At 63.3% G+C, this 19987-nt stretch carries 15 protein-coding genes; 5 read left to right on the top strand and 10 right to left on the bottom strand.

Annotated features, from left to right (window positions below):
- Window positions 1-2: 2 nt before the first annotated feature.
- The 3 genes from uvrC to J3T95_RS02040 form a co-directional block, all read right to left on the bottom strand.
- Complete coding sequence (gene uvrC, locus J3T95_RS02050; RefSeq protein ID WP_267450227.1) at window positions 3-2303, bottom strand: excinuclease ABC subunit UvrC; 2301 nt, start codon at window positions 2301-2303, stop codon at window positions 3-5.
- Window positions 2300-5221: an excinuclease ABC subunit UvrA gene (uvrA, locus tag J3T95_RS02045; RefSeq protein ID WP_267450569.1), complete on the bottom strand. Its 2922-nt coding sequence runs from the start codon at window positions 5219-5221 to the stop codon at window positions 2300-2302. Before uvrA ends, uvrC begins: the two co-directional genes overlap by 4 nt.
- A gap of 162 nt (window positions 5222-5383) precedes the next feature.
- A complete protein-coding gene (locus J3T95_RS02040) occupies window positions 5384-5986 on the bottom strand; it encodes a DNA-3-methyladenine glycosylase I (protein WP_267450226.1) in 603 nt (200 codons plus the stop codon).
- Window positions 5987-6169: 183 nt separating this feature from the next.
- Here J3T95_RS02040 and J3T95_RS02035 point away from each other — a divergent pair, with 183 nt between their 5' ends.
- Both J3T95_RS02035 and J3T95_RS02030 read left to right on the top strand, forming a co-directional pair.
- Window positions 6170-7303, top strand: a complete 1134-nt coding sequence (locus J3T95_RS02035) for a TspO/MBR family protein (protein WP_267450225.1) — start codon at window positions 6170-6172, stop codon at window positions 7301-7303.
- A 117-nt stretch (window positions 7304-7420) separates the two neighbouring features.
- Window positions 7421-9022 (top strand): ABC-F family ATP-binding cassette domain-containing protein, encoded by a 1602-nt coding sequence (locus J3T95_RS02030; protein WP_267450224.1) that lies wholly within the window; start codon window positions 7421-7423, stop codon window positions 9020-9022.
- Between the two features lie 47 nt (window positions 9023-9069).
- Here J3T95_RS02030 and J3T95_RS02025 read toward each other — a convergent pair whose 3' ends face one another.
- Window positions 9070-9759, bottom strand: a complete 690-nt coding sequence (locus tag J3T95_RS02025; RefSeq protein ID WP_015021846.1) for an MgtC/SapB family protein — start codon at window positions 9757-9759, stop codon at window positions 9070-9072.
- Window positions 9760-9891: 132 nt separating this feature from the next.
- Here J3T95_RS02025 and J3T95_RS02020 point away from each other — a divergent pair, with 132 nt between their 5' ends.
- From J3T95_RS02020 to J3T95_RS02010, 3 genes are read left to right on the top strand one after another with little or no spacing between them, the layout of a single operon-like run.
- Window positions 9892-11799, top strand: a complete 1908-nt coding sequence (locus tag J3T95_RS02020; RefSeq protein WP_267450223.1) for a bifunctional ADP-dependent NAD(P)H-hydrate dehydratase/NAD(P)H-hydrate epimerase — start codon at window positions 9892-9894, stop codon at window positions 11797-11799.
- Between the two features lie 28 nt (window positions 11800-11827).
- On the top strand, window positions 11828-12610 hold the full coding sequence (locus tag J3T95_RS02015; protein WP_267450222.1) for a 2,3-bisphosphoglycerate-dependent phosphoglycerate mutase: 783 nt from the start codon (window positions 11828-11830) through the stop codon (window positions 12608-12610).
- Window positions 12611-12634: 24 nt separating this feature from the next.
- Window positions 12635-13573, top strand: coding sequence for a LysR family transcriptional regulator (locus J3T95_RS02010; RefSeq protein WP_220235854.1), 939 nt, complete (start codon window positions 12635-12637; stop codon window positions 13571-13573).
- Between the two features lie 116 nt (window positions 13574-13689).
- On the opposite strand, the gene J3T95_RS02005 is transcribed toward J3T95_RS02010, so the two are convergent.
- The 6 genes from J3T95_RS02005 to J3T95_RS01980 all read right to left on the bottom strand — a co-directional run bounded on the left by J3T95_RS02005 (window position 13690) and on the right by J3T95_RS01980 (window position 19987).
- The gene (locus J3T95_RS02005) at window positions 13690-14808 is read right to left on the bottom strand and encodes a DsbA family protein (protein ID WP_267450221.1); all 1119 of its coding nucleotides are present in this window, start codon (window positions 14806-14808) and stop codon (window positions 13690-13692) included.
- Between the two features lie 158 nt (window positions 14809-14966).
- Window positions 14967-15716, bottom strand: a complete 750-nt coding sequence (gene pyrE / locus J3T95_RS02000) for an orotate phosphoribosyltransferase (RefSeq protein WP_267450220.1) — start codon at window positions 15714-15716, stop codon at window positions 14967-14969.
- Complete coding sequence (locus tag J3T95_RS01995) at window positions 15713-16660, bottom strand: dihydroorotate dehydrogenase (protein ID WP_220235856.1); 948 nt, start codon at window positions 16658-16660, stop codon at window positions 15713-15715. The genes pyrE and J3T95_RS01995 overlap by 4 nt, the downstream gene beginning before the upstream one ends.
- The gene (locus J3T95_RS01990; protein WP_267399925.1) at window positions 16657-17502 is read right to left on the bottom strand and encodes an iron-sulfur cluster-binding protein; all 846 of its coding nucleotides are present in this window, start codon (window positions 17500-17502) and stop codon (window positions 16657-16659) included. The genes J3T95_RS01995 and J3T95_RS01990 overlap by 4 nt, the downstream gene beginning before the upstream one ends.
- Window positions 17499-18560 (bottom strand): orotidine-5'-phosphate decarboxylase, encoded by a 1062-nt coding sequence (gene pyrF / locus J3T95_RS01985; RefSeq protein WP_267450219.1) that lies wholly within the window; start codon window positions 18558-18560, stop codon window positions 17499-17501. Before pyrF ends, J3T95_RS01990 begins: the two co-directional genes overlap by 4 nt.
- Window positions 18561-18562: 2 nt before the next feature.
- Window positions 18563-19987 (bottom strand): dihydroorotase, encoded by a 1425-nt coding sequence (locus J3T95_RS01980; protein ID WP_267450218.1) that lies wholly within the window; start codon window positions 19985-19987, stop codon window positions 18563-18565.

Raw genomic sequence — 19987 nt, 5'->3', positions numbered from 1 at the left:
TTTTATCGCCGGCTGCCCCCGGCCTGATCCTGGTCACTGTGCAAGGCCTGGTAGATGGCCTCGGCCTTGGCTGAACCGATGCCCTTGACGGCCTCCAACTCCTCCTGGGAGGCCTGACGCATGCGTTTGACTGAGCCGAAGTGATTGAGCAGCTTCTTCTGGTAGGCGGGGCCGATGCCCGTAATCTCATCCAGGGCCGACCGCAGGGCACCCTTGCGCCGGGTCTGCCGGTGGTAGGTGATGGCGAAGCGGTGGGACTCATCCCGCACCCGCTGCAGCAGGTACATGCCCTCGGACTGACGCTTGAGGATGATGGGATAGTCGTCGTCAGGCACCCAAACCTCCTCCAGGCGCTTGGCCAAGCCGCACAGAGCCACATCGTCCACACCACAGTCGTGCAGGGCCCGGGCTGCAGCGGTCACCTGGGGCTTGCCACCGTCGACCACGACCAGGTTGGGCTTGTAGGCGAAGTGGCGGGCGGCGGCGTTCTGCTGGACGATGGCCCCCTCCTCCTGCTCCACCAACTCGGGTGCCTTGCCGCTGGCTTTTCGCTCAGCCTCCATGCTGTCGCCGCTGTCGCCCGCGATGTTGCCGTGACGGAAGCGCCGGGTCAAGGTCTCGTAGATGGCGCTCATATCGTCCACAGCGCCCCTGCCGTCTTCGCCGCGGATGGCGAATCGACGGTATTCGGACTTCTTGGGGACGGCATCCTCGAAGACCACCATGGAGGCCACCTGGAACTGGCCGCCTACGGTGTTGGAGATGTCGTAGCACTCGATGCGCAGCGGGGCTCGGTCCAGGCCCAGTGCCTTGGCCACGTCGTTCATGGCCTGGGTGCGGGTGCCCATGTCGCTCATGCGGCTGAGCTTGCTGCGCTGCAGGGCCTGACGGGCGTTGGCGTTGGCCCGGTCCATCAGTGACTTCTTCTCGCCCCGGCTGGCCACTCGGATGGTCACTGCTGACCCGCGCAACTGACGCAGCCACTCCTGCAGGTCGCCGGTCCGGTCGGGCTGGACTGGGACAATGACCTCGGGAGGCACTGGCGAGATGGGGGCCAGCAGGTCGGCACGTCCGGTCAGGTCCTGATGGCGGTGTCGGCTCCTGGTGGCCTTGGCCCGTGACTCGGCATCCAGGGCTGTGACCTTCTGGGTGGACCCCATGGCATCCCTGTCCTGGCTGATGGAGACGGGCGTATCGGAATTCCCGGGTAGCTTGTGCAGCTCGCTGTCGTTCTCATTCATCAGGTCCGAGTAGACCTGCACCAGCAGGTCGCTGATCAGCTCGCTGTCAGAGACGTCCTCGACCCGCTCCACGCTCCAGTTGCGTTCGCCGCGGATGGCTCCAGAGCGCACGAAGAAAGCATGGACCGAGGCCTCAAGTTCGTCCGAGGCCACGCCGAAAACGTCTACATCCACGTTGGATGCGAAGGCCACGGCGTTCTGCTCAATGACCGTGTCCAGCATGGCGATCTGGTCGCGCAGGCGGGCGGCCTTCTCGAAGTCCAGATCCTTGCTGGCCTTCTGCATGCTTCTGGTCAGCCCGGCCCGGTAGCTCTTACCCAGTCTGCCGGTGATGACCCCGGTCAGCTCCGTGCACAGACGACGGTGATCGCTGGCGCTGATCCGGCCCACACAAGGGGCCGAGCACTTGCCGATGGAGGCCAGCAGGCAGGGACGACCGCTGAGCTTGGCCCTGCGGAAGACGCCGGGGGTGCAGGTGCGCACCGGATAGGTCTTGAGCAGAGCGTCCAGGGTGTGCTTCATATCCCAGACCTTGGCGTAGGGGCCGAAGTAGCGGGTGTCGTGCCGCTTGCGCACACGGGTCATCCAGACCCGGGGGAACTCCTCCCCCACGGAGACGGCCAGGTAGGGGTAGGTCTTGTCGTCGCGCAGCTTGACGTTGAAACGGGGGTCGAACTCCTTGATCCAGGTGTATTCCAGGGTCAGGGATTCCAGGTCAGTGCCCACCACGGTCCACTCCAGGCTCCGGGCCGTCAGCACCATGGTTTGGGTGCGCGGATGCAGGTTTTCCAGGGGCTGGAAGTAGTTGGTCAGACGGTTGCGCAGGTTCTTGGCCTTGCCCACGTAGATGACCCGGCCGTCGCCGTCCCTCCACTTATAGACGCCCGGCTGGGCGGGAATGTCCGAGGTCTTAGGGCGGAAGAGGTCCCGACTGTCGCCCAGCAGGGGTGCGCCGTTCCTGTTGACGCCGGTCGTGGTGCCGGTGGCGGACTCCTCCTCCAGGGCTTGGGCGGTGCGTCGCCATACCTGCGGCGTGTGCCGCTCGAAGCAGCTGCGGGTCATGATCGTGTGGCCTTGGCTACCTTGGCTGGATCCAGCATGGGCTTCAGGTACTTGCCGGTCCAGCTGTTCGGATTGGCGGCCACCTGCTCGGGAGTGCCCTTGGCCACCACGGTGCCGCCGCCGTCGCCGCCCTCGGGTCCCAGGTCGATGATCCAGTCGGCGGTCTTGATCACGTCCAGGTTGTGTTCGATGACGATGACCGTATTGCCCTTGTCGACCAAGCCGTGAAGAACCTTGAGCAGCTTGCGGACATCCTCGAAGTGCAGGCCCGTAGTGGGTTCGTCCAGAATGTAGACGGTCTTGCCGTCGGAGCGCCGCTGCAACTCGGTGGCCAGCTTGACCCGCTGGGACTCGCCTCCGGACAGGGTGGGCGCCGGCTGGCCCAGGCGGATGTAGCCCAGGCCTACGTCCACCAGGGTGTCCAGGTAGCGGGCGATGGAGGGATAGGCCTTGAAGAAGCGCGCGGCCTCCTCGATGGGCATATCCAGCACATCCGAGACGGTCTTGCCGTTGTAGGTTACCTCCAGGGTCTCCCTGTTGTAGCGCTTGCCGTGGCAGGTCTCGCACTGCACGTAGACGTCGGGCAGGAAGTTCATCTCGATCTTGATGGTTCCGTCACCGTGGCAGGTCTCGCAGCGGCCGCCCTTGACATTGAAGGAGAAGCGGCCAGGACCATAGCCGCGCACCTGGGCCTCCGGGGTCTTGGCGAAGAGCTGGCGGATCTTGTCCCAGACGCCGGTGTAGGTGGCCGGGTTGGATCGCGGGGTGCGGCCGATCGGGTTCTGGTCCACATGGATGACCTTGCGCACCTGGTCCACCCCCTCCACTCGGGTGTGCTTGCCGGGCACGATGCGGGCATTGTTGAGCTGGTCAGCCAGGACGGGGTAGAGGATGGAGTTGACAAGGGTGGACTTGCCGGAGCCGGAGACACCGGTTACCAGGGTCATGACCCCCAAGGGGAAGGAGACCTTGAGGTTCTTCAGGTTATTCTCCCGAGCCCCCACCACGGTCAGCTGGCGGGTGCGGCTGGTCTTGCGACGGCGCTTGGGCACCTCGATGGAACGGCGACCGGCGATGTAGTCAGCGGTGATTGAGCGGGAGGCTTTGGCCAGATCTTGCGAGCGCCCGGAAAAGATGACTTCACCGCCATGTTCGCCGGCTCCCGGGCCGATGTCGACCAGCCAGTCGGCCTGGCGGATGGTGTCCTCGTCGTGTTCGACCACAATCAGTGTGTTGCCCAGGTCGCGCAGCCGCTGCAGGGTTTTGATTAGCCGGTCGTTATCCCGCTGGTGCAAGCCAATGGAAGGCTCGTCCAGCACGTACATAACGCCCACCAGGCCCGAGCCGATCTGAGTGGCCAGACGGATGCGCTGGGCTTCACCGCCGGAGAGGGTGGCTGCCGCCCGGGACAAGGTCAGGTAGTTCAGTCCCACGTCGTTGAGGAAGCGCAAGCGGGCGCGGATCTCCTTGAGGACCTCCCCGGCGATCTTGGCCTGGGCGCCCTCCATGTGCAGGCTCTCAATCCACTTCAGACTGACGGACACGGCCATGTCGCAGACCTGGGCTATGGAGAGCCCGTCCACAGTCACGGCCAGGACCTCGGGCTTCAGACGCTTGCCTTGGCAGACCTGGCAGGGCACCTCGCGCATATAGGACTCGTAATACTGCTTCATAGGCTGCGAGTCGGTCTCGTCATGGCGACGCATCAGGGTGCGGACCACGCCCTCGAACCCGGTGGTGTATTCGCGCAGCCGGCCCCAGCGGTTCCGGTAGGAGACGTCCACCTTGAAGTCATGCCCGTACATGACGGCGTGACGAACGTCCTCGGGCAGGTCCTTCCAGGGAGTCGAGGTGGCGAAGCCCATCTCTTTGGCCAGGCCGTCCAGCAGGTGGCCGTAGAAGCGCTGCTGGCTCTTGGTGCCGCTCCAGGGCTCCACAGCACCGTCTTTGAGGCTCTTCTCCGGGTCGGGCACCACCAGCTCAGGGTCGATCTCCAGGTTGAATCCCAGACCGGTGCAGGCCGGGCAGGCTCCGTAGGGGGCGTTGAAGGAGAAGGTCCGAGGCTCGATCTCGTCCAATTCCAGCTCGTGGCCGTTGGGGCAGGACCGCTTCTCTGAGAAGGGCTGGCGACGCTCGGGATCCTTGGCATCCAAATCCACGAAGTCGGCCACCACAGTGCCCTTGGCCAGTCGCAGGGCGGTCTCCACGGAGTCGGTCAGCCGCTGGCGCATGCCTTCCCGAATAACCAGCCTGTCCACTACCACCTCAATGGTGTGCTTTTTCTGCTTGGTCAGCTTGATGGAGTCGGACAGCTGGTGCATTTCTCCGTCGATGACGGCCCGGGAGTAACCGTCGGAGCGCAGAAGCTCCAGAGTCTCCACAAACTCGCCCTTGCGGCCCTTGACGATTGGGGCTAGCAGCTGGAAGCGGGTCCCCACGGGTCTGGACATGAGGGTGTCGACGATCTGCTGCGGCGACTGGGCGCGCACCTCGGCCCCGCAGACCGGGCAGTGGGGAATGCCTGTCCTGGCGAAGAGCAGACGCAGGTAGTCGTAGACCTCGGTAATGGTGCCTACGGTGGACCGGGGGTTGCGGTTGGTGGTCTTCTGGTCGATGGAGACCGCCGGGCTCAGGCCCTCGATGAAGTCCACGTCAGGCTTGTCCATTTGGCCCAGGAACTGGCGGGCATAGGCAGAGAGGGACTCCACATAGCGGCGCTGGCCCTCGGCGAAGAGGGTGTCGAAGGCCAGGGAGGACTTGCCGGAGCCCGACAGGCCGGTGAAGACCACCATCCGGTTGCGGGGTATGGACAGGTTGACGTTCTTGAGGTTGTGCGCCCGGGCGCCTTGGATGACTATTTTGCGGTCGTTGGGCACCATGGACAGGTCCGCTACCAGGGACCCCTTGGATTCGATCATGCGCGGGTTCTCGATGGCCGCGTCCACTGTCGATTTAGGCTTGTTCTGCTGCTTCACGTGCTTCCCATCCGCTTCCCTGAAGACCCATGGCCAAGGCTGAGGCCAAAGCCTGACCATGATATCGCCGGGACCGAATAATTCGAACAGGTGTTCGATGACGGCTTAGATGGCAGGCGCAGGCGCATCCAGGGGCGGTCGACCACAGCCGTTGAGGAAGCAGCCATGTTGATGGTCGTTGATCATGCCGGCCGCTTGGAGGAACGAATGGACCGTCACCGGACCCAGGAAACGCAGCCCCTGGTCGCGCATATCCTTGCAGACGATGACTGACAGGTGGTCGTAGCGCGGTATGGACGGATCGTCCGGGTAGTCGTGGTTGATGGTCAGCCCGCCGGTGAAGGACCAGCAGTAGCGGTCGAATGCCTCCCCGGGAAATTGGCGGGCGATCAGGGCGGCATTGGCGACCGTGGCTTCGATTTTCCCTCTATTGCGGATGATGGCCGGATCGGCCATGAGTCGGTCGATATGGTCGGCGTCGAAAGCGGAGACCGCTTGAATATCGAAGTTCTCGAAATCTTTGAAGAGGGCCCGGCGACGGCGCAGGACCAGCTGCCAGCTGAGTCCGCACTGGAATATCTCTAGGGAGAGCATGGCGAAAAGCCTCTGGGAGCCGTGCAGGGGGCGGCCCCACTCATGGTCGTGGTAGCTGCGCATAAGCGGATCGTTCACCTGAGCCCAGTCGCATCGACATAAAGGTTCGGCCATCTCGCACTCCTCTCTCCAATATTTGGCCTCAGGCTAGCACCGGCGGACGCCCGGACCGGGTGGTCAATACCACCGGGCCAGGCTGGCCGATTTAGAGTTGGAACAAAGGCCGGTCGGCCCATGCCCGGGGCAATCCCCACGGCGACAGCAGGCTGCGGCCGGCAAGGAGAGGAAGCATGTGCCATGACTGACAAGGACAATCCGCGCAGACTCTGGACCGACGATGAGGACCCGGCCGAAAGGGCCAAGCGCACCTCCCCGGCCATGCAGGGCCGCCAATCAACGTCAGGCTCGTCATCAGCAACCAGGAATTCGAGGAATGGAAGTTCGGCATCTTCTACCGCGTCGACTTCGAATTCATCCAGCTCAGGCCCGTCGCCTTCGGGTACCGCAGCCAAACAGTCTGAAAAAACCAGTGCCGATGGGACCGCCAATGGAGGCAAGAGTCGCTCCGATCGCAGCGGCAATGAAACGGCGCAGGGATCAAATCAGACAAAGCAGGGTCAGTCCGAAAAGGAGCAGGAACCCTCCAAGGGTCGCGGCTGGAAGCTGTTTGAGGATATCCTGCTCTGGGTGGCCTGGGTGGCCATGGTGGGCTTCAACGGCTATGCGGAGGTCTACCGCTTCAATGGCACGACCGTAGGCGGCCTGGCCCGCAAGGTCGACCTGTGGATCATGCCCGCTGGCTATGTCTTCGCCATCTGGGGGGTCATCTACATCGCTCTGGCCATCTGGCTCTTCCGCTTCTGCCTGGCAGGCCCCAGCCGCAAACGCCTGGGATTCCTGCCCTTCACACTGAGCGGGCTGCTCTTCGTGGCCACCTGTTGCCTGAACATCGCCTGGCTGGCCCTCTGGCACATGGAGCGCAACTTCTGGGCTCTGGTCATCATCCTCATTCTGACCGTGCTGGCTTGGATGCTCTACGCCCTGGTGCGCAGGGATGCCACCAAGGCCGGAACTCCAACCGCCGCTAAGGCTCTTGATTGGATTCCTCTATCCATCTACGCCAGCTGGCTGAGCGTGGCCACCCTGGTCAACGCCGGATACATGGTGGTCGCGGGGCACAGGGTCGGCAATGCCGTTCAGGGATTCGCCACCATCATCGTGGTCGGCGCCCTCTTGGCCGTCGCATACCTGATGAACAGACATGGCAATGACTGGGTCTTCGGCCTGGTGGTCATCTGGGCCTGCCTGGGCATCGGCATCAGGATCTTCTCCTTCGCGGCCGCCATGGGCGTGCTGGTCATCGCTCTGACCGCTGTGGGCGCCTTCCTGGTCTACTTCCCCTGGAGCAAATTCAGGCTGGTTCGTCGCTGATCCATCCATGATTCATCCGTTGCCCCGTCAGCCGAGACGCACTGGCGGGGCTTGCTTCTTGCTACCATGATTCCTTGCAAGTTTTGAATCCACGAGGAAAGCGGGGTCGGAGGCGGCATGGCTATTGAGGCGCAGGGACTTGAGATCCGAATAGGTGCCCGACTACTGCTGCAAGCCACCGACTTCCATGTGACCAAGGGCGACAGGATAGGCCTGGTGGGCCGCAACGGTGCCGGCAAAACCACGCTGACACGGGTCATCACGGGCGACATGCTCCCCTCGGCGGGCAAGGTGCGGGTGACCGGACAGCTGGGATACCTGCCCCAGTCCACCCATGCGGGCGACTCCGAGCAGAGCGCCTTGGACCGGGTCATGAGCGCCAGGGACATTGCCTCCATCATCCAGCGGATGCGCAAGGCCGAGACCGAGATGACCAGTCCAGACCCCAAAATCATGGAAAAGGCCATGAAACGCTATGACAAGGCGCAGCAGGACTTCGAGAACGCGGGTGGCTATGCGGCCCAATCGCAGGCCATCATCATGGGCGAGAGCCTGGGACTGAGCCAGGAGACACTGCAGCAGGCACTAGGCACCCTTTCCGGCGGTCAGCGCCGACGGGTCGAACTGGCCAGGATCCTTTTCTCTGACGCTGACACCCTGATTCTGGACGAGCCCACCAACCATTTGGATGCCGACTCCATCGAGTGGCTCAAGGGCTACCTGCGCCGGTTCGAGGGCGGTTTCCTGGTCATCTCCCATTCCACCGAGCTGCTGGACGAGACCGTCAACCGCATCTGGCACCTGGATGCCCAGCGCTCCTGCATCGACATGTACGCCATGGGATGGAAGGCCTACCTGCGCCAGCGGGTGGTGGACGAGGAGCGCCGCCGCCGCGAACGCGAGGTAGCGGAGAAAAAGGCCGACCGGCTGATGCGGCAGGGCATCCGCTTGCACGCCAAAGCCACCAAGGCTGTGGCTGCCCAGAACATGATGCGCCGCGCTCAGCGTCTGCTGGCCGACACCCAGGAGGCGGAAAAGGCTGAAAAGGTGGCCGACCTGCGTTTCCCGGATCCCGCCCCCTGCGGCCGCACGCCCATCATGGCCGAGGACCTGTCCAAGGCCTACGGCTCCAACATCGTTTTCGCCGGCATCAACCTAGCCATCGACAAAGGCTCCCGGGTGGTCATCCTGGGATACAACGGCGCTGGCAAGACCACCACCCTGCGGCTGCTGGCCGGCATCGAACAGCCTGATACAGGCAAGGTGACCCTGGGGCACGGGGCCAAGATCGGCTACTTCGCCCAGGAGCACGACACCTTGGATAACGAGATTACCGTTCTGGAGAACCTGCAGCATGTGGCCCCTGACCTGGACAACACCCAGGCACGGACCATCCTGGGCTCCTTCCTCTTCTCAGGGGACGACGCCATGAAGCCCACCAAGGTGCTTTCGGGCGGAGAGAAGACCCGTCTGGCCTTGGCCACCCTAGTGACCAGTCGGGCCAACGTCCTGCTGCTGGATGAGCCCACCAACAACCTGGATCCTGCTTCGCGCGACGAAATACTCAAGGCCATCGCCAAGTACGAAGGGGCCATCGTGCTGGTCACCCATGACGAGGGTGCCGTCAAGGCGCTCAATCCAGAGCGGGTGTTGCTCATGCCCGACGGTGATGAGGACCTTTGGAGCGACGACTACCTGGATCTGGTGGCCGAAGAGTAAGTAGCCACCGGTTGGCCCGCGCCTGTGGGTAGTCTGTCGTCAGCGGGTCAGTCGTCTTCCCCCAGGACCTCTACGCCCTTGACCCCTGGAGTCTGGCCAATGGATTCGACCAGCTCGGTCACGTCCCCCTTGCCCAGCAGATTGACGGTGACATCGGCGCCCTTCCAGGCATCCCGGTGCAGCTCGTGGATCGTCAGCACCCGGGACTCGAAGCCCATACGGGTGGCCAGCAGCAGGGATTCGCGCAGGCAGCCGTGACCGTCCTGATATACGATGCGCAGAACCGTGTTCTGACGGTTGCGCAGGAACCACTTGAGAATGGGCGCGATGACCAGGACGGCCAGAAAGTAGAAGACGACCGCCAGGATGGCGATGGCGAAGAGCTGGACCCCACAGGCCATACCCACGGCGGCGGCCACCCAGATGGCGCTGGCCGTGGTCAGACCCTTGACTGAATCATGGTTGAAGAAGATGACTCCAGCGCCGATGAAACCGATGCCCGAGGCCACTCCGGCCGCAATTCGCGATGCATCCCAGGAGTAGTTGCCCACAGCAGCCTGGATGCCGTAGAGGGAGACCATGGTGAACAGGCAGCTGCCCAGGCCCACCAGAATATGGGTGCGGATGCCAGCGTCATGCTTGAGGAACTCGCGCTCGAAGCCGATAAGGCCACAGAGGACCACCGTCAGGACCACCGCCATGATCTGGCCCTGGTTCGGCATTGCGAATCCCTGCATGATTTCCTTCCTGCCCTCGTAAGTAGGCAGACCTTATAACGCTTGCAGGACAAGGCCATCGGATAGAGTGGAGTGAGCACGTGGCCGGCTGTGCCGCCGCACGTGGACCTGTTGAATGAGGGGTGTGATGCCATGAAGCCGTCACCAGATGAACGCCGCGAAGCCCGCCGGATCCTGGCCACCAGCGCTTATTCCGCCGACATGATCCGATCTCTGGAACAGCCGTTTTTGGACGACGGGGTGCCCCTGATGCGCATCGCCGCCGGGTCCTTGGCCTCCGTGGCCGACGTCATGCTGACCCATGCCGGGCTGGAGCCGACAGGAGCCAGGATCGTCCTGTTGGCAGGGGCCGGCAATAACGGCGGAGACGGGCTCTATGCCTCGGCTGACCTGGCCAGACACGGGGCCGACGTGACTGTGGTGGCGGCCGGACGAAGCCTGCACCAGGGTGGGCTGGATGCACTTCTGCGCGCCGGCGGAGTGGTCACGGCCCTGGATCCTCAGGCAGCCATCCCTGGCTGCGAGGCACCGGTTGGACCGAACCAGGCTACCGAGGAGCTGGACCAAGCCCTGGAACTATGCCGGCAGGCGGATCTGATCATCGATGCTATGACGGGAATCGGCCTCAAGGGGGCGCTGCGCGGCATTCCAGCCGCACTGGCCTCAGAACTGGGCATGGAGAGCGGTCTGCCCGACAGACCCGCCTGGCACGACCCCGCCGAACAAGACGGGCCCCTGGTGCTGGCCGTGGACACTCCCTCCGGCGTGGACATCGATGAAGGCACCCTGCCCGGTGCCTACATCCCGGCTGACGTGACCGTGACCATGGGAGCCATGAAGCCCTGCCTGATGCTGCCCCCAGCCGCCTACGTCTGCGGCAGAATCGTCCTGGTTGACTTCGGTTTCGACACATCGGCCCTGGCCCCCAGCGTTTCCTGCATGAACGCCGAGGACTGCGCCGGGCTTTTGCGGGCGCCCCGGGTGGATGACACCAAGTACAGCCGAGGCGTGGTCGGCCTAGTCACCGGATCCGCCCTCTACCATGGCGCGGGGCTGCTCTCCAGCAGGGCTGCGGCCAGCGGCAACGCGGGCATGATCCGCTACTGCGGCCCCGGACAGGTGGGTGATCTGATCCTGCAGGAGCTGCCCGAAACGGTACTAGGCCGTGGACGTGTCGAGTCCTGGGTGCTGGGCTCGGGCGTGCCCACCCGGCAGGCTCAGAAGGCCGCCGGGCCTGAAGGCCAAGACGGTCAGCGGGATCTGATCGCCGACATACTCAGTCAACAGGCCGCTGACCTGGACGAGGACGAGGCAGCGGCCGATCCGCCGGTGGTGGCAGATGCCGGGGCCTTGGATCTGCTGCCGGACCGGCTGGGCCCTCGCACTGTGTTAACTCCGCATGCTGGCGAGATGGCCGCCCTGCTCAACTCGCATGGCGAGAATGTGGACGGCGAACAGGTCATGGCCGAACCCTTGCACTGGGCTGTACGCGCCTGCCAGCTGACCGGAGCCACGATTCTGCTCAAGGGTGCCATTACGCTGATTGTCGGCGATGACGGTACCGACCGCCCCCGGGTCATGACCACCGGCTTCGGCCCAGCTTGGCTGTCCACGGCGGGGTCAGGGGACGTGCTCTCCGGAGCCATCGGGGCCATGCTGGCCCAGAACGCCGGACCGATCCAGGACGATGCCACGCTGATGGTGGATCTGACTGCGGCTGCGGCCTTCCTGCATGGGCTGGCCGGTTCCCTGGCCAGCGGCGGCAGGCAGACCGGTTGGGAACAGCCGTTGATCTTCGATCCCCGCAAGCCCCAGGACTTTGCGGATCTGGTAGCCGAGGGCAACCAACCGGCGGGCCAGGGGACCGTTACAGGACGCATGGGACAGCCGATCCGTGCCGGGCAGGTGGCCGATGCCCTGCCCAGGGCTATAGGACTGGTCATGTCCAGAGCCGTGAGGGCCGCTGAACAGATTGACCAACCCATCCAAGACGGAGAGGATGCCTCTCTTTTCTTCGAGAACAGTTCGCTTTGGTTCTAAGCACATCATTAGAAAAGGAGTCGATTCGATGACCTCGCAACTCATCGTCATGCGTCACGGAGAAAGCGTCTGGACCCAAAAGTCCGTCAACCGTTTTGCCGGTTGGGTGGACGTGCCCCTGACGGATCGCGGACTGGAACAGGCCCGCCATGCCGGACAGCTGCTCAAGGAATCAGGCCTGCTGCCCGACATGGTCTTCACCTCACTGCTGACCCGCAGCATCGTCACGGCTAACACGGTCCTGGACCTGGTAGATCGAGCCTGGATTCCGGTGGAGCGCACCTGGAGGCTGAACGAGCGCCACTACGGTGCCTTCCAGGGACAGACGCGACCGGCCATGCTGAAACGATACGGCCAGCAGCAATTTAATATCTACCGACGTTCCTACGATGTTCGGCCGCCGGCCATCGAAACCGATTCAGCCTACTTTCAGGGACAGGATCCACGCTATGCCCCGGCCTTGGCCGACGGGCTGGACAGCCAGAATCCGGCCGGGATCCGTGCCGAGTGCCTCAAAGACCTGCTGCTTCGTCTGCATCCCTACTGGGGCAGCCGGATAGCCCCCAATCTGGTGCAAGACCGGACTGTGCTCGTCGTTACCCATGGTTCCGTGGTCCGCAGTCTGATCAAGGTTCTTGAGAAAGTGGACGACAAGGACATAAAATCCATCAATGTGCCCACCGGTGTGCCCATGGTCTTCAGCTTCGAGACGAATCGGCACGGCAACCCCCAGGTCCAGGGTCCGGGTCGCTATCTGGATCAGAAGGCCGCGAATCAGGGCATGGCTGAAACCGAGGCCCTAGGCCGATAGGGCCTCGGGTATAGATTGGCCTATATGACACTGCTCCAACTGCGCTACATCGTCAAGATTGTCGAATGCGGCTCTATGAACGAGGCCTCGCATGAGCTCTACATCTCTCAGCCGGCCCTGAGTTCATCGGTCAAGGAGCTGGAGAACGAGCTGGGCATCGAGATCTTCACTCGCCACTCCCAAGGGATTGCTCTGACCGTGGACGGGGCGGAATTCCTGACCTACGCGCGTCAGATTCTGGATCAGACCGATCTGCTGGAGGCCCGCTACAGGCAGGTCAGGCCCCGCAAGCAGCTCTGCCGGGTCTCCACCCAGCACTACATGTTCGCAGTGGAAGCTTTCGTGGAGATGATTAACTCCATCGATTCCGACGAATACGAATTCACCATACGGGAGACGCGCACCAGGGACATCATCGACCAGGTGGCCACCCTCCAGTCGGAGATCGGCATCATCTACGAGTCCGACTTCAACAAACGGGTCCTGTCCAAGATGCTTCGCGAGAAGCATCTTGACTTCCATCCGCTCTTCCGGGCGGACCTGCATGTCTTCATCGCACGGACCAACCCCTTGGCCGATCGGGCCATGGTGACCATGAAAGATTTGGAGCCCTACCCCTTCCTGCAGTACGAGCAGGGTGAAGAGGGCTCCTTCTACTTTGCCGAGGAGGCGGTCTGGCCCGACTACTCCCCCAAGCAGATCACCGTGAGCGACCGGGCCACCATGCTCAACTTCATCGTGGGGCTGAACGCCTACACGGTCTGCACCGGCATCGACAACGAGGACCTGAACAACGAGAAGATCGTCAGCGTCCCCCTAGAGTCGGACGAATCCATGCTGGTAGGCTGGATCGTCAATAGCCGGACCAAGCTGTCCAATGCCGCTGAACTCTATTTGGACAAACTGCGCCAGGTGGTGTCCAACCATGGATACTCGCTGATTGAACAGGAGTCAGGCGAGTAACAACCGAGCAAACAACAATCGAGCAAGTATCAGCGGAACAGACATCGAATTCCACAGGCTACGGTTCATCTTCCAGCGGCGATAAGCGAAAATCGCCGCTGGTCAGTAGCCTTGGGTTACATTGCTTTCAGCGCTTTTCCCTGGGCTCCGATGGATGGCATCCTCCCCTGATGGCCTATATCCTGCGATTTGAGTCCCAGGGCCTTGAGCAGGGCCCGATCCAGATGTTCCAGTCCGCCCTGGCTCTTTGCCGCTGCAGTCAGGTCCCAGACCTTGCCGTTGATCATGATGGTGGGCGTCGAGAACTCCCCCTTGGTGTCCTTGGCATCCTTCCTGGTGATGGCGTAGGCATTGACCTTGTCAACCCATGGCCTGTAGGTACCTTGGACGAAACGGTCTGCCAGGGACCTGGGCACCCCCGCTCCCACGGCCTGGTCGGCCAGTCGGGCATCGGAGACCGCCTGATAGGAGCTTTCATCGGGCTGGAAGTCGGCTGCGAAGACGGCGGCTGCAAAGGCTGGCAGATGATCTGGATCCTCCTGGGCCACCATGGCCAGGGCGTTGTCCACGCGGCTGGAGTACTGGTCGCTGGATGCCGAATCCAGGAAATTCAAAAAGTTGTAGGTGACGTTGATCTGACCGGCGCTGATCATGCGCTGCAACTGGGGATCGATAACCCGGCCCACCTTGCCGCACCAGGGGCACATGGGATCCATGAAGATCTCAAGGGTCGGTGCGTCGGCAACCTTCTTCTTGCTGCCGACCCCCCTGGCTGAAACGGTCAACCCTCCTTGGTCGTTGGCCACCGAAGGCTTGGCATTGACCTCTTGCAAAGCCTTGTAGGCCTTGGCATCCCCGTTGGGGCCATTTCTGACTTGCGCGTTCGGTGCTCCTGATGAAGTCTTTTGGGCTGACAGGTTGCCTGCTGAATGATCAACCCACAGCATGTATATGCCTGCTGCAAGCACCAGCACAAGAGCCACCGCGACCAGTATCAGCGACAGCCTCAGCGACCGCCGTTCGGTAATACGTTCTTCAGGCTCGCTCTCTCGCGACTGGCCTGTCTTCCCCGGTTTCTCTTCAGTCGACATTCGTCCATCCACGGGCTCTGCAGCCTTCGGAGATTTCACAGTGCCAGCTGTTGTGGCCGAGACGGCAGGCTTGGTCGCCTTCACTGCGTCGACCCCAGTCTGGTCAGGTTCCTCATGACCGTTCTGCTCCAGCGGTTTCGTCATGATCCATGGCCTTCCCTTGCGACGATGATCCGTCGGCCTGCCCGTCGGACACCTACCAATCTACACGAGGGTCGGCCGACAGATTGGCCGTCCGAAGAATGTGCGTCAATGGCGGTCTGCATGCACAAGTTGGCTGCCCGTATGAGCCCGACATTTGCTCAGGCCCCGTAACGCTCCAGGTAGTCCCTGGCGGCATCGGCGGTGCGCTGGTCCAGAATGGGCGACCCGCCCGGGCCCTTCATGTTGGCGGCGGCATCGAAGATCTGACGGACGTTGACGATGCTGATGACCGGGAAGTGGAACTCGTCCATGATGGATTCGACAGCTGAGCCCTGACCCTGGCCCGTGCGCTCCATCCGGTCCACGGAGAGCACCAGGCCGACGATGGTCACCTTGGCCTGGGACATGATCTTGGGCACCACCTGGCGGACGGCGGTCCCGGCCGTCATGACATCATCCACCAGCAGCACCCTCATGCCGTCCCTGAGCTGGGTACCGACCATGAGCCCTCCATCGCCATGGTCCTTGACCTCCTTGCGGTCAAAGGTGAAGCCGACCGGCATCCCATGCGCCCCGCTCAGCGCGATGGCAGTGGAGACGGCCAGAGGAATCCCCTTGTAGGCCGGGCCGAATACCGTGTCGATGTCTGCGGGCAGGGTTCCCTGCTTCACGGCCTGCACGATGGTCCGGGCGTAGAACTCCCCCAACAGAGCGATCAGCCGTCCGTCGTTGAAGGCCCCGGCGTTGATGAAGTAGGGCGAGCGCCGCCCCGACTTCAGGGTGAAGTCACCGAACTTAAGCGCTCCGCTCCGGAGCAGGAAGCTGGTGAAACCCTCCTGGATGCGGCGGGTCCGCTTCTGGGCATCCCCGTCATGCTTGGACTTGTTTTCTGCTTCGGATGCGCTCATCGCCAGCACTCCCCTTTCTTGAGTAAATCAGCCAGATCAGGCCGCTCGTCCAACAGATCGTCCAGCTCCCGGGCCACCCGCATGGGCGCCACAGGATCCACTAGGGCCGCAGCCCCCACCTCGACGGCGTTGGCACCCGCATAGAGAAATTCCAAGGCCGTGCGTCCCGAGTCGATGCCACCGATGCCGATGATGGGAATGTCGGGCAGTGCCCGGCGTACCCGCCAGACGAAGGACAAGGCTATGGGCAGGATGCAGGGGCCCGAGACACCGCCGGTGCCCTGGGCCAGTATGGGCCTGCCGTCATTGATGTCGATGCGCATGCCTACCAGGGTGTTAATCAGACTGAGGGCATCCGCTCCCCCATCGGCGGCAGCCCTTGCCACCTCCACGATGTCGGTGACGTTGGGGGTCAGCTTGACCACCATGGGCTTGTCGGTCAGACCCCGCAGCCGGGTGATCAGCCGGTTCAGAGCCTTGGCGTCGGTGCCCACGGACATCCCTCCATGGGAGACGTTGGGACAGGAGACGTTGATTTCCAGCATGTCCGCCGGGGAGTCGGCCAACCGTTCCACGACCGTGGCATAGTCCTCGTCGCTGTGACCAGCCACATTGGTGATCACATTGGCTCCCAGGGCCTTGAGTCTGGGCAGCTCATCCACCAGGTAATGGTCCACGCCCGGGTTCTGCAGGCCCACGGAGTTGACCATGCCGGCTGGGCTTTCGGCGGTCCTGGGCGTGGGGTTGCCTTCCCAGGGAACCGGCGAAACCCCCTTGGTGGAGATGGCGCCCATCTGGGAGACGTCATAATAGCCCCCGCAGGCATCCAGGTTGAAGGTGCCCGAGGCCGTGCCCACCGGGTTCTTCCAGAGCGTTCCGGCCACAACGGTTCCATGCCGCCAGGCGTGCGGCTCCAAAGGATCCATGATTGTCAGCCCGCTCATCGTGTCTCCTTCTTGTCCTCGTCTGCATTCCAGATCAGACGGTCGGCAGCAAAGACCGGGCCGTCCTTGCAGACCTTGAGCCTGCCGTCCACGGTGTCGATCACGCAGGCCACGCAGGTGCCATAGCCGCAGCCCATACGGGACTCCATGCAGCACTGGGTCGGCAGGCCGACTTTACGGGCCCAGGCGGCAACGGCCCGCATCATGGGTAAGGGGCCGCAGGTCAGGATGATGGTTTGCTCGGGGTTGATGTCTTCGCGAACCCGGTCCAAAAGGGTTATGACATCCCCTGAGGCGTTGTCGATGGACTCAAGCCGGTCGGTCAGCGAGCCCATAATGGCATCGGCGAACCGATGATCCCGGTAGCCCAGCAGGGCGGTGGTGCGCGCTCCAGACCGGTCTTGGAGGCACTGGGCTGCGCGAATAAGCGGAGGGACGCCCAGGCCGCCGCCCACCAACAGATAGTGAGCGGGCTTCTCCAGGTCGAAGCCATGGCCCAGAGGCCCCAGCAGGTCCACAGCCATGCCTGGCCGCAGTCGGGAGAATTCAGAAGTCCCCTGGCCCACCACGGCGAAGATGATCTCGATTTGCTCGCCATCCAGAACTCGGCTGATGCCGAAAGGTCTGGGCATCATGGTTATACGGTCTGCCGAGTAGAGATTGATGAAGGCTCCTGCCGGGGCGTGGGATGCCAGGTAGGGGTCGCGGATGGCCATCCGCCAGACTTGCCTGTCCAGGGGCTCCATGCCGGTGACCAGGGCGGTGCGCCGTCCGGGTAGCCGGCCTGCCTGTTGGGCCTGCTCCTCCACCTGGCTGGTGGATATGAAGAGGTTGGGTTTCATCGGACCTCCTTGATCGCCTGATTGAGATCGTCTTTCATGGCCTGCGCGGCCTGGCGGGCATCGCGGGTGACCATGCCTAGGGCCGCTTGAACGCTGAGCTGCGGGCTGTAGCCCGGATCCTTCCGCCAGGCTCCGATGATTCCCCGTGAGGAGTTGACTACAGCGCCGCCTCCGAACCGGTCGAACATGGGCGCCACATCGGCCCCCGAACCGCCCTGGGCTCCGTAGCCAGGGACCAGGAAGAAGGTGTGGGGCATGGCCCGGCGCAGAAGGGCGCCGTCTTCGGAGTGGGTGGCGCCGACCACGGCTCCGAGCCTGGAATAGCCCGACTGACCGATGGAGGGCTGCCCCCAGGATTCGACAAGGTCGCCCAGGCGCTGATAGATGGTGCCGCCGCCCGAGTCCCTATCCAGGCCCAGTTCCTGAATCTGGCCGCCTGAAGGGTTGGAGGTGCGCACCAGGGCGAAGAGGTCACCATGGATGTGCTCCGCCGCCTGCAGAAAGGGTTCCACCCCGTCGGAACCCAGGTAGACGTTGATGGTCAGCGCATCCTCGTACCAGGGGAATCTCCCGCCTGTTCGGGCCGGGCCATCTACTGCCTGCCTTGGTGCGAAGGGCAGGGGAAGCCCATCCAGATGGGCAGCGTAGGCTTCGGCCGTGGAGCCGATGTCCCCGCGTTTGACATCCCCGATGACGTAGAGGCCACGGTCGGCTGCAGCCCGGCAGGTGCCGGTGTAGGCCCTGATGCCCCAGGGTCCCAAGGCCTCATACATGGCGATCTGGGGTTTGACTGCGGGCACTAGGCCGGCCACGCCCTCCAGGATGGCCAGGTTGAAGCGCAGATAGGCCCGGGCCAGATGGTCTGCCCAGACGGCCTGGGCCTGCTCGTCCTGGGTCTGTTGCGGATCCTTGGGGTCCAGGCCCATCTCTGTCATGCTTCCGGCGGTACGCTGCCTGGCCTGTTCAATCAGTTGGCTGGGCAGCAGTTCCGGTCGCGGATCCAGACCAACCACGGTCGGATTGTGCTTGTCCTCGATGAGCGCGGTCAGTCGGTCCATGCTCAGATCCTTTCCCTGGTGATGACGCGGTTTGCGGGCAGACGGGAAAAAACCAGACGCCCCTCCTTGATGGTGGCCAGGACCCGTCCGGCCAGTTCCGCCCCGGCGAAGGGGGTGTTCCTCGCCTTGGAGTGGAAACGGCTGGGATCCACCTTCCACTTGGCTGCAGGGTCCAAGATGACCAAGTCGACAGGCGGCTGGCCGGAATCGCTGTGCTGGTCGACCTCCAGCTGAAGATGACCGGTGCCGGCCTTATTGACCTTGTCAGCTGTGTGCGAGGGCAGGTCTTCGGGCAGTAGCCGATGCATGCCCATGAGCTCGGCCGGAGCCAGGGACATGAGCTCGATCAGACGGTCATGGCCGATGAGCCCGCTCTTGACCAGGACCTGGTTGCAGACCGCATAGGCAGTTTCCAGGCCGATGATGCCGTTGGGGGCGTCTTTGATCCCCAGGGCTTTCTCAGCGGTGGTGTGCGGCGCGTGGTCGGTGGCGATCATGTCCACAGTGCCGTCAGCCACCGCCTCAAGGGCTGCCTGCTGGTCGGCGCGGGAGCGCAGCGGAGGGTTCATCTTGGCCATGCTGCCGCAGCGCAGCAGGTCCTCGTCGCAGAGGGCCAGATAGTGGGGCGCGGTCTCGCAGGTGACTGGCAGTCCACGGGCCTTGGCCCGTCTGACGGCCTCGAATCCGCCGGCGGTGCTGACATGCTGCAGATGCACCCGGGTGCCGGTGCGCTCCGCCAGGTCGATGTCGCGATTGATGACGGCGGTCTCGGTTGAGGCGGGAATCCCCTCCAGCCCCAGTTGGCGACTGACTGATCCGAGGTTGACCTGACCGTGCTCGTGGTGCTCACAGTGATCCAAAACGGGCAGGTCGAAAGACCGGGCATTGGCGGCCACAGCCTCCAGGGTTTGGTCGGTCACTGCCGAGCCGTCGTCGCTGATGGCCACTACAGGATGTGTCCATCCGTGGCCGGCCAGGTGCTTCGACCAGTCGTCTGGGTTTGAGGCCTGGCGGCCAGTCCGGTCCACGGTGGCAGCCACACAGAGGGCGTAGTCCACCGGCAGGCTCAGCCTACGGTCCCGCTCGTAGGACTCCAGATAGTCGATAACTGTGCGCCCGTCGGCCATCCTGGTGCGGCCGTCCATGGCGGGCTGGGTGTTGGGCATGAGCAGTATCAGCCCGTAGCCTCCGGCCGCTGCGGCAGCTGTACCGCTGACCATGTCCTCCTTGTCGGTCTGCCCGGGGTCGCGCAGGTGGACGTGGGGGTCAACCAGAGCAGGAGCCAGCACCAACCCCCGGGCGTCTATCTGATCCACCTCTGTCGACATGGCACCGGTCTCGTCAACCAGCGTACTGTCAATGGTCTGGGGAAGTATCAGATCGACCGCCCGGCTGCTGCGCCAATCAGTCAACCCCAGCAGCCGCAT

The organism is Bifidobacterium sp. B4079 (genome assembly GCF_026537385.1).
Classification (GTDB): domain Bacteria; phylum Actinomycetota; class Actinomycetes; order Actinomycetales; family Bifidobacteriaceae; genus Bombiscardovia; species Bombiscardovia asteroides_I.
This window is presented reverse-complemented; position numbering and strand designations above follow the sequence as displayed.

Excerpts from the sequence above, each read along its gene's own strand:
- J3T95_RS02025 (WP_015021846.1), bottom strand. The coding sequence starts at position 9,759 with ATGCAGGGATTCGCAATGCCGAACCAGGGCCAGATCATGGCGGTGGTC.
- J3T95_RS02030 (WP_267450224.1), top strand. The coding sequence starts at position 7,421 with ATGGCTATTGAGGCGCAGGGACTTGAGATCCGAATAGGTGCCCGACTA.
- J3T95_RS02005 (WP_267450221.1), bottom strand. The coding sequence starts at position 14,808 with ATGACGAAACCGCTGGAGCAGAACGGTCATGAGGAACCTGACCAGACT.
- pyrE (WP_267450220.1), bottom strand. The coding sequence starts at position 15,716 with ATGAGCGCATCCGAAGCAGAAAACAAGTCCAAGCATGACGGGGATGCC.
- J3T95_RS01995 (WP_220235856.1), bottom strand. The coding sequence starts at position 16,660 with ATGAGCGGGCTGACAATCATGGATCCTTTGGAGCCGCACGCCTGGCGG.
- pyrF (WP_267450219.1), bottom strand. The coding sequence starts at position 18,560 with ATGGACCGACTGACCGCGCTCATCGAGGACAAGCACAATCCGACCGTG.
- J3T95_RS02020 (WP_267450223.1), top strand. The coding sequence starts at position 9,892 with ATGAAGCCGTCACCAGATGAACGCCGCGAAGCCCGCCGGATCCTGGCC.
- J3T95_RS02015 (WP_267450222.1), top strand. The coding sequence starts at position 11,828 with ATGACCTCGCAACTCATCGTCATGCGTCACGGAGAAAGCGTCTGGACC.
- J3T95_RS02010 (WP_220235854.1), top strand. The coding sequence starts at position 12,635 with ATGACACTGCTCCAACTGCGCTACATCGTCAAGATTGTCGAATGCGGC.
- J3T95_RS02040 (WP_267450226.1), bottom strand. The coding sequence starts at position 5,986 with ATGGCCGAACCTTTATGTCGATGCGACTGGGCTCAGGTGAACGATCCG.
- J3T95_RS01990 (WP_267399925.1), bottom strand. The coding sequence starts at position 17,502 with ATGAAACCCAACCTCTTCATATCCACCAGCCAGGTGGAGGAGCAGGCC.
- uvrC (WP_267450227.1), bottom strand. The coding sequence starts at position 2,303 with ATGACCCGCAGCTGCTTCGAGCGGCACACGCCGCAGGTATGGCGACGC.
- J3T95_RS01980 (WP_267450218.1), bottom strand. The coding sequence starts at position 19,987 with ATGCGGCTGCTGGGGTTGACTGATTGGCGCAGCAGCCGGGCGGTCGAT.
- J3T95_RS02035 (WP_267450225.1), top strand. The coding sequence starts at position 6,170 with ATGACTGACAAGGACAATCCGCGCAGACTCTGGACCGACGATGAGGAC.
- uvrA (WP_267450569.1), bottom strand. The coding sequence starts at position 5,221 with ATGATCGAATCCAAGGGGTCCCTGGTAGCGGACCTGTCCATGGTGCCC.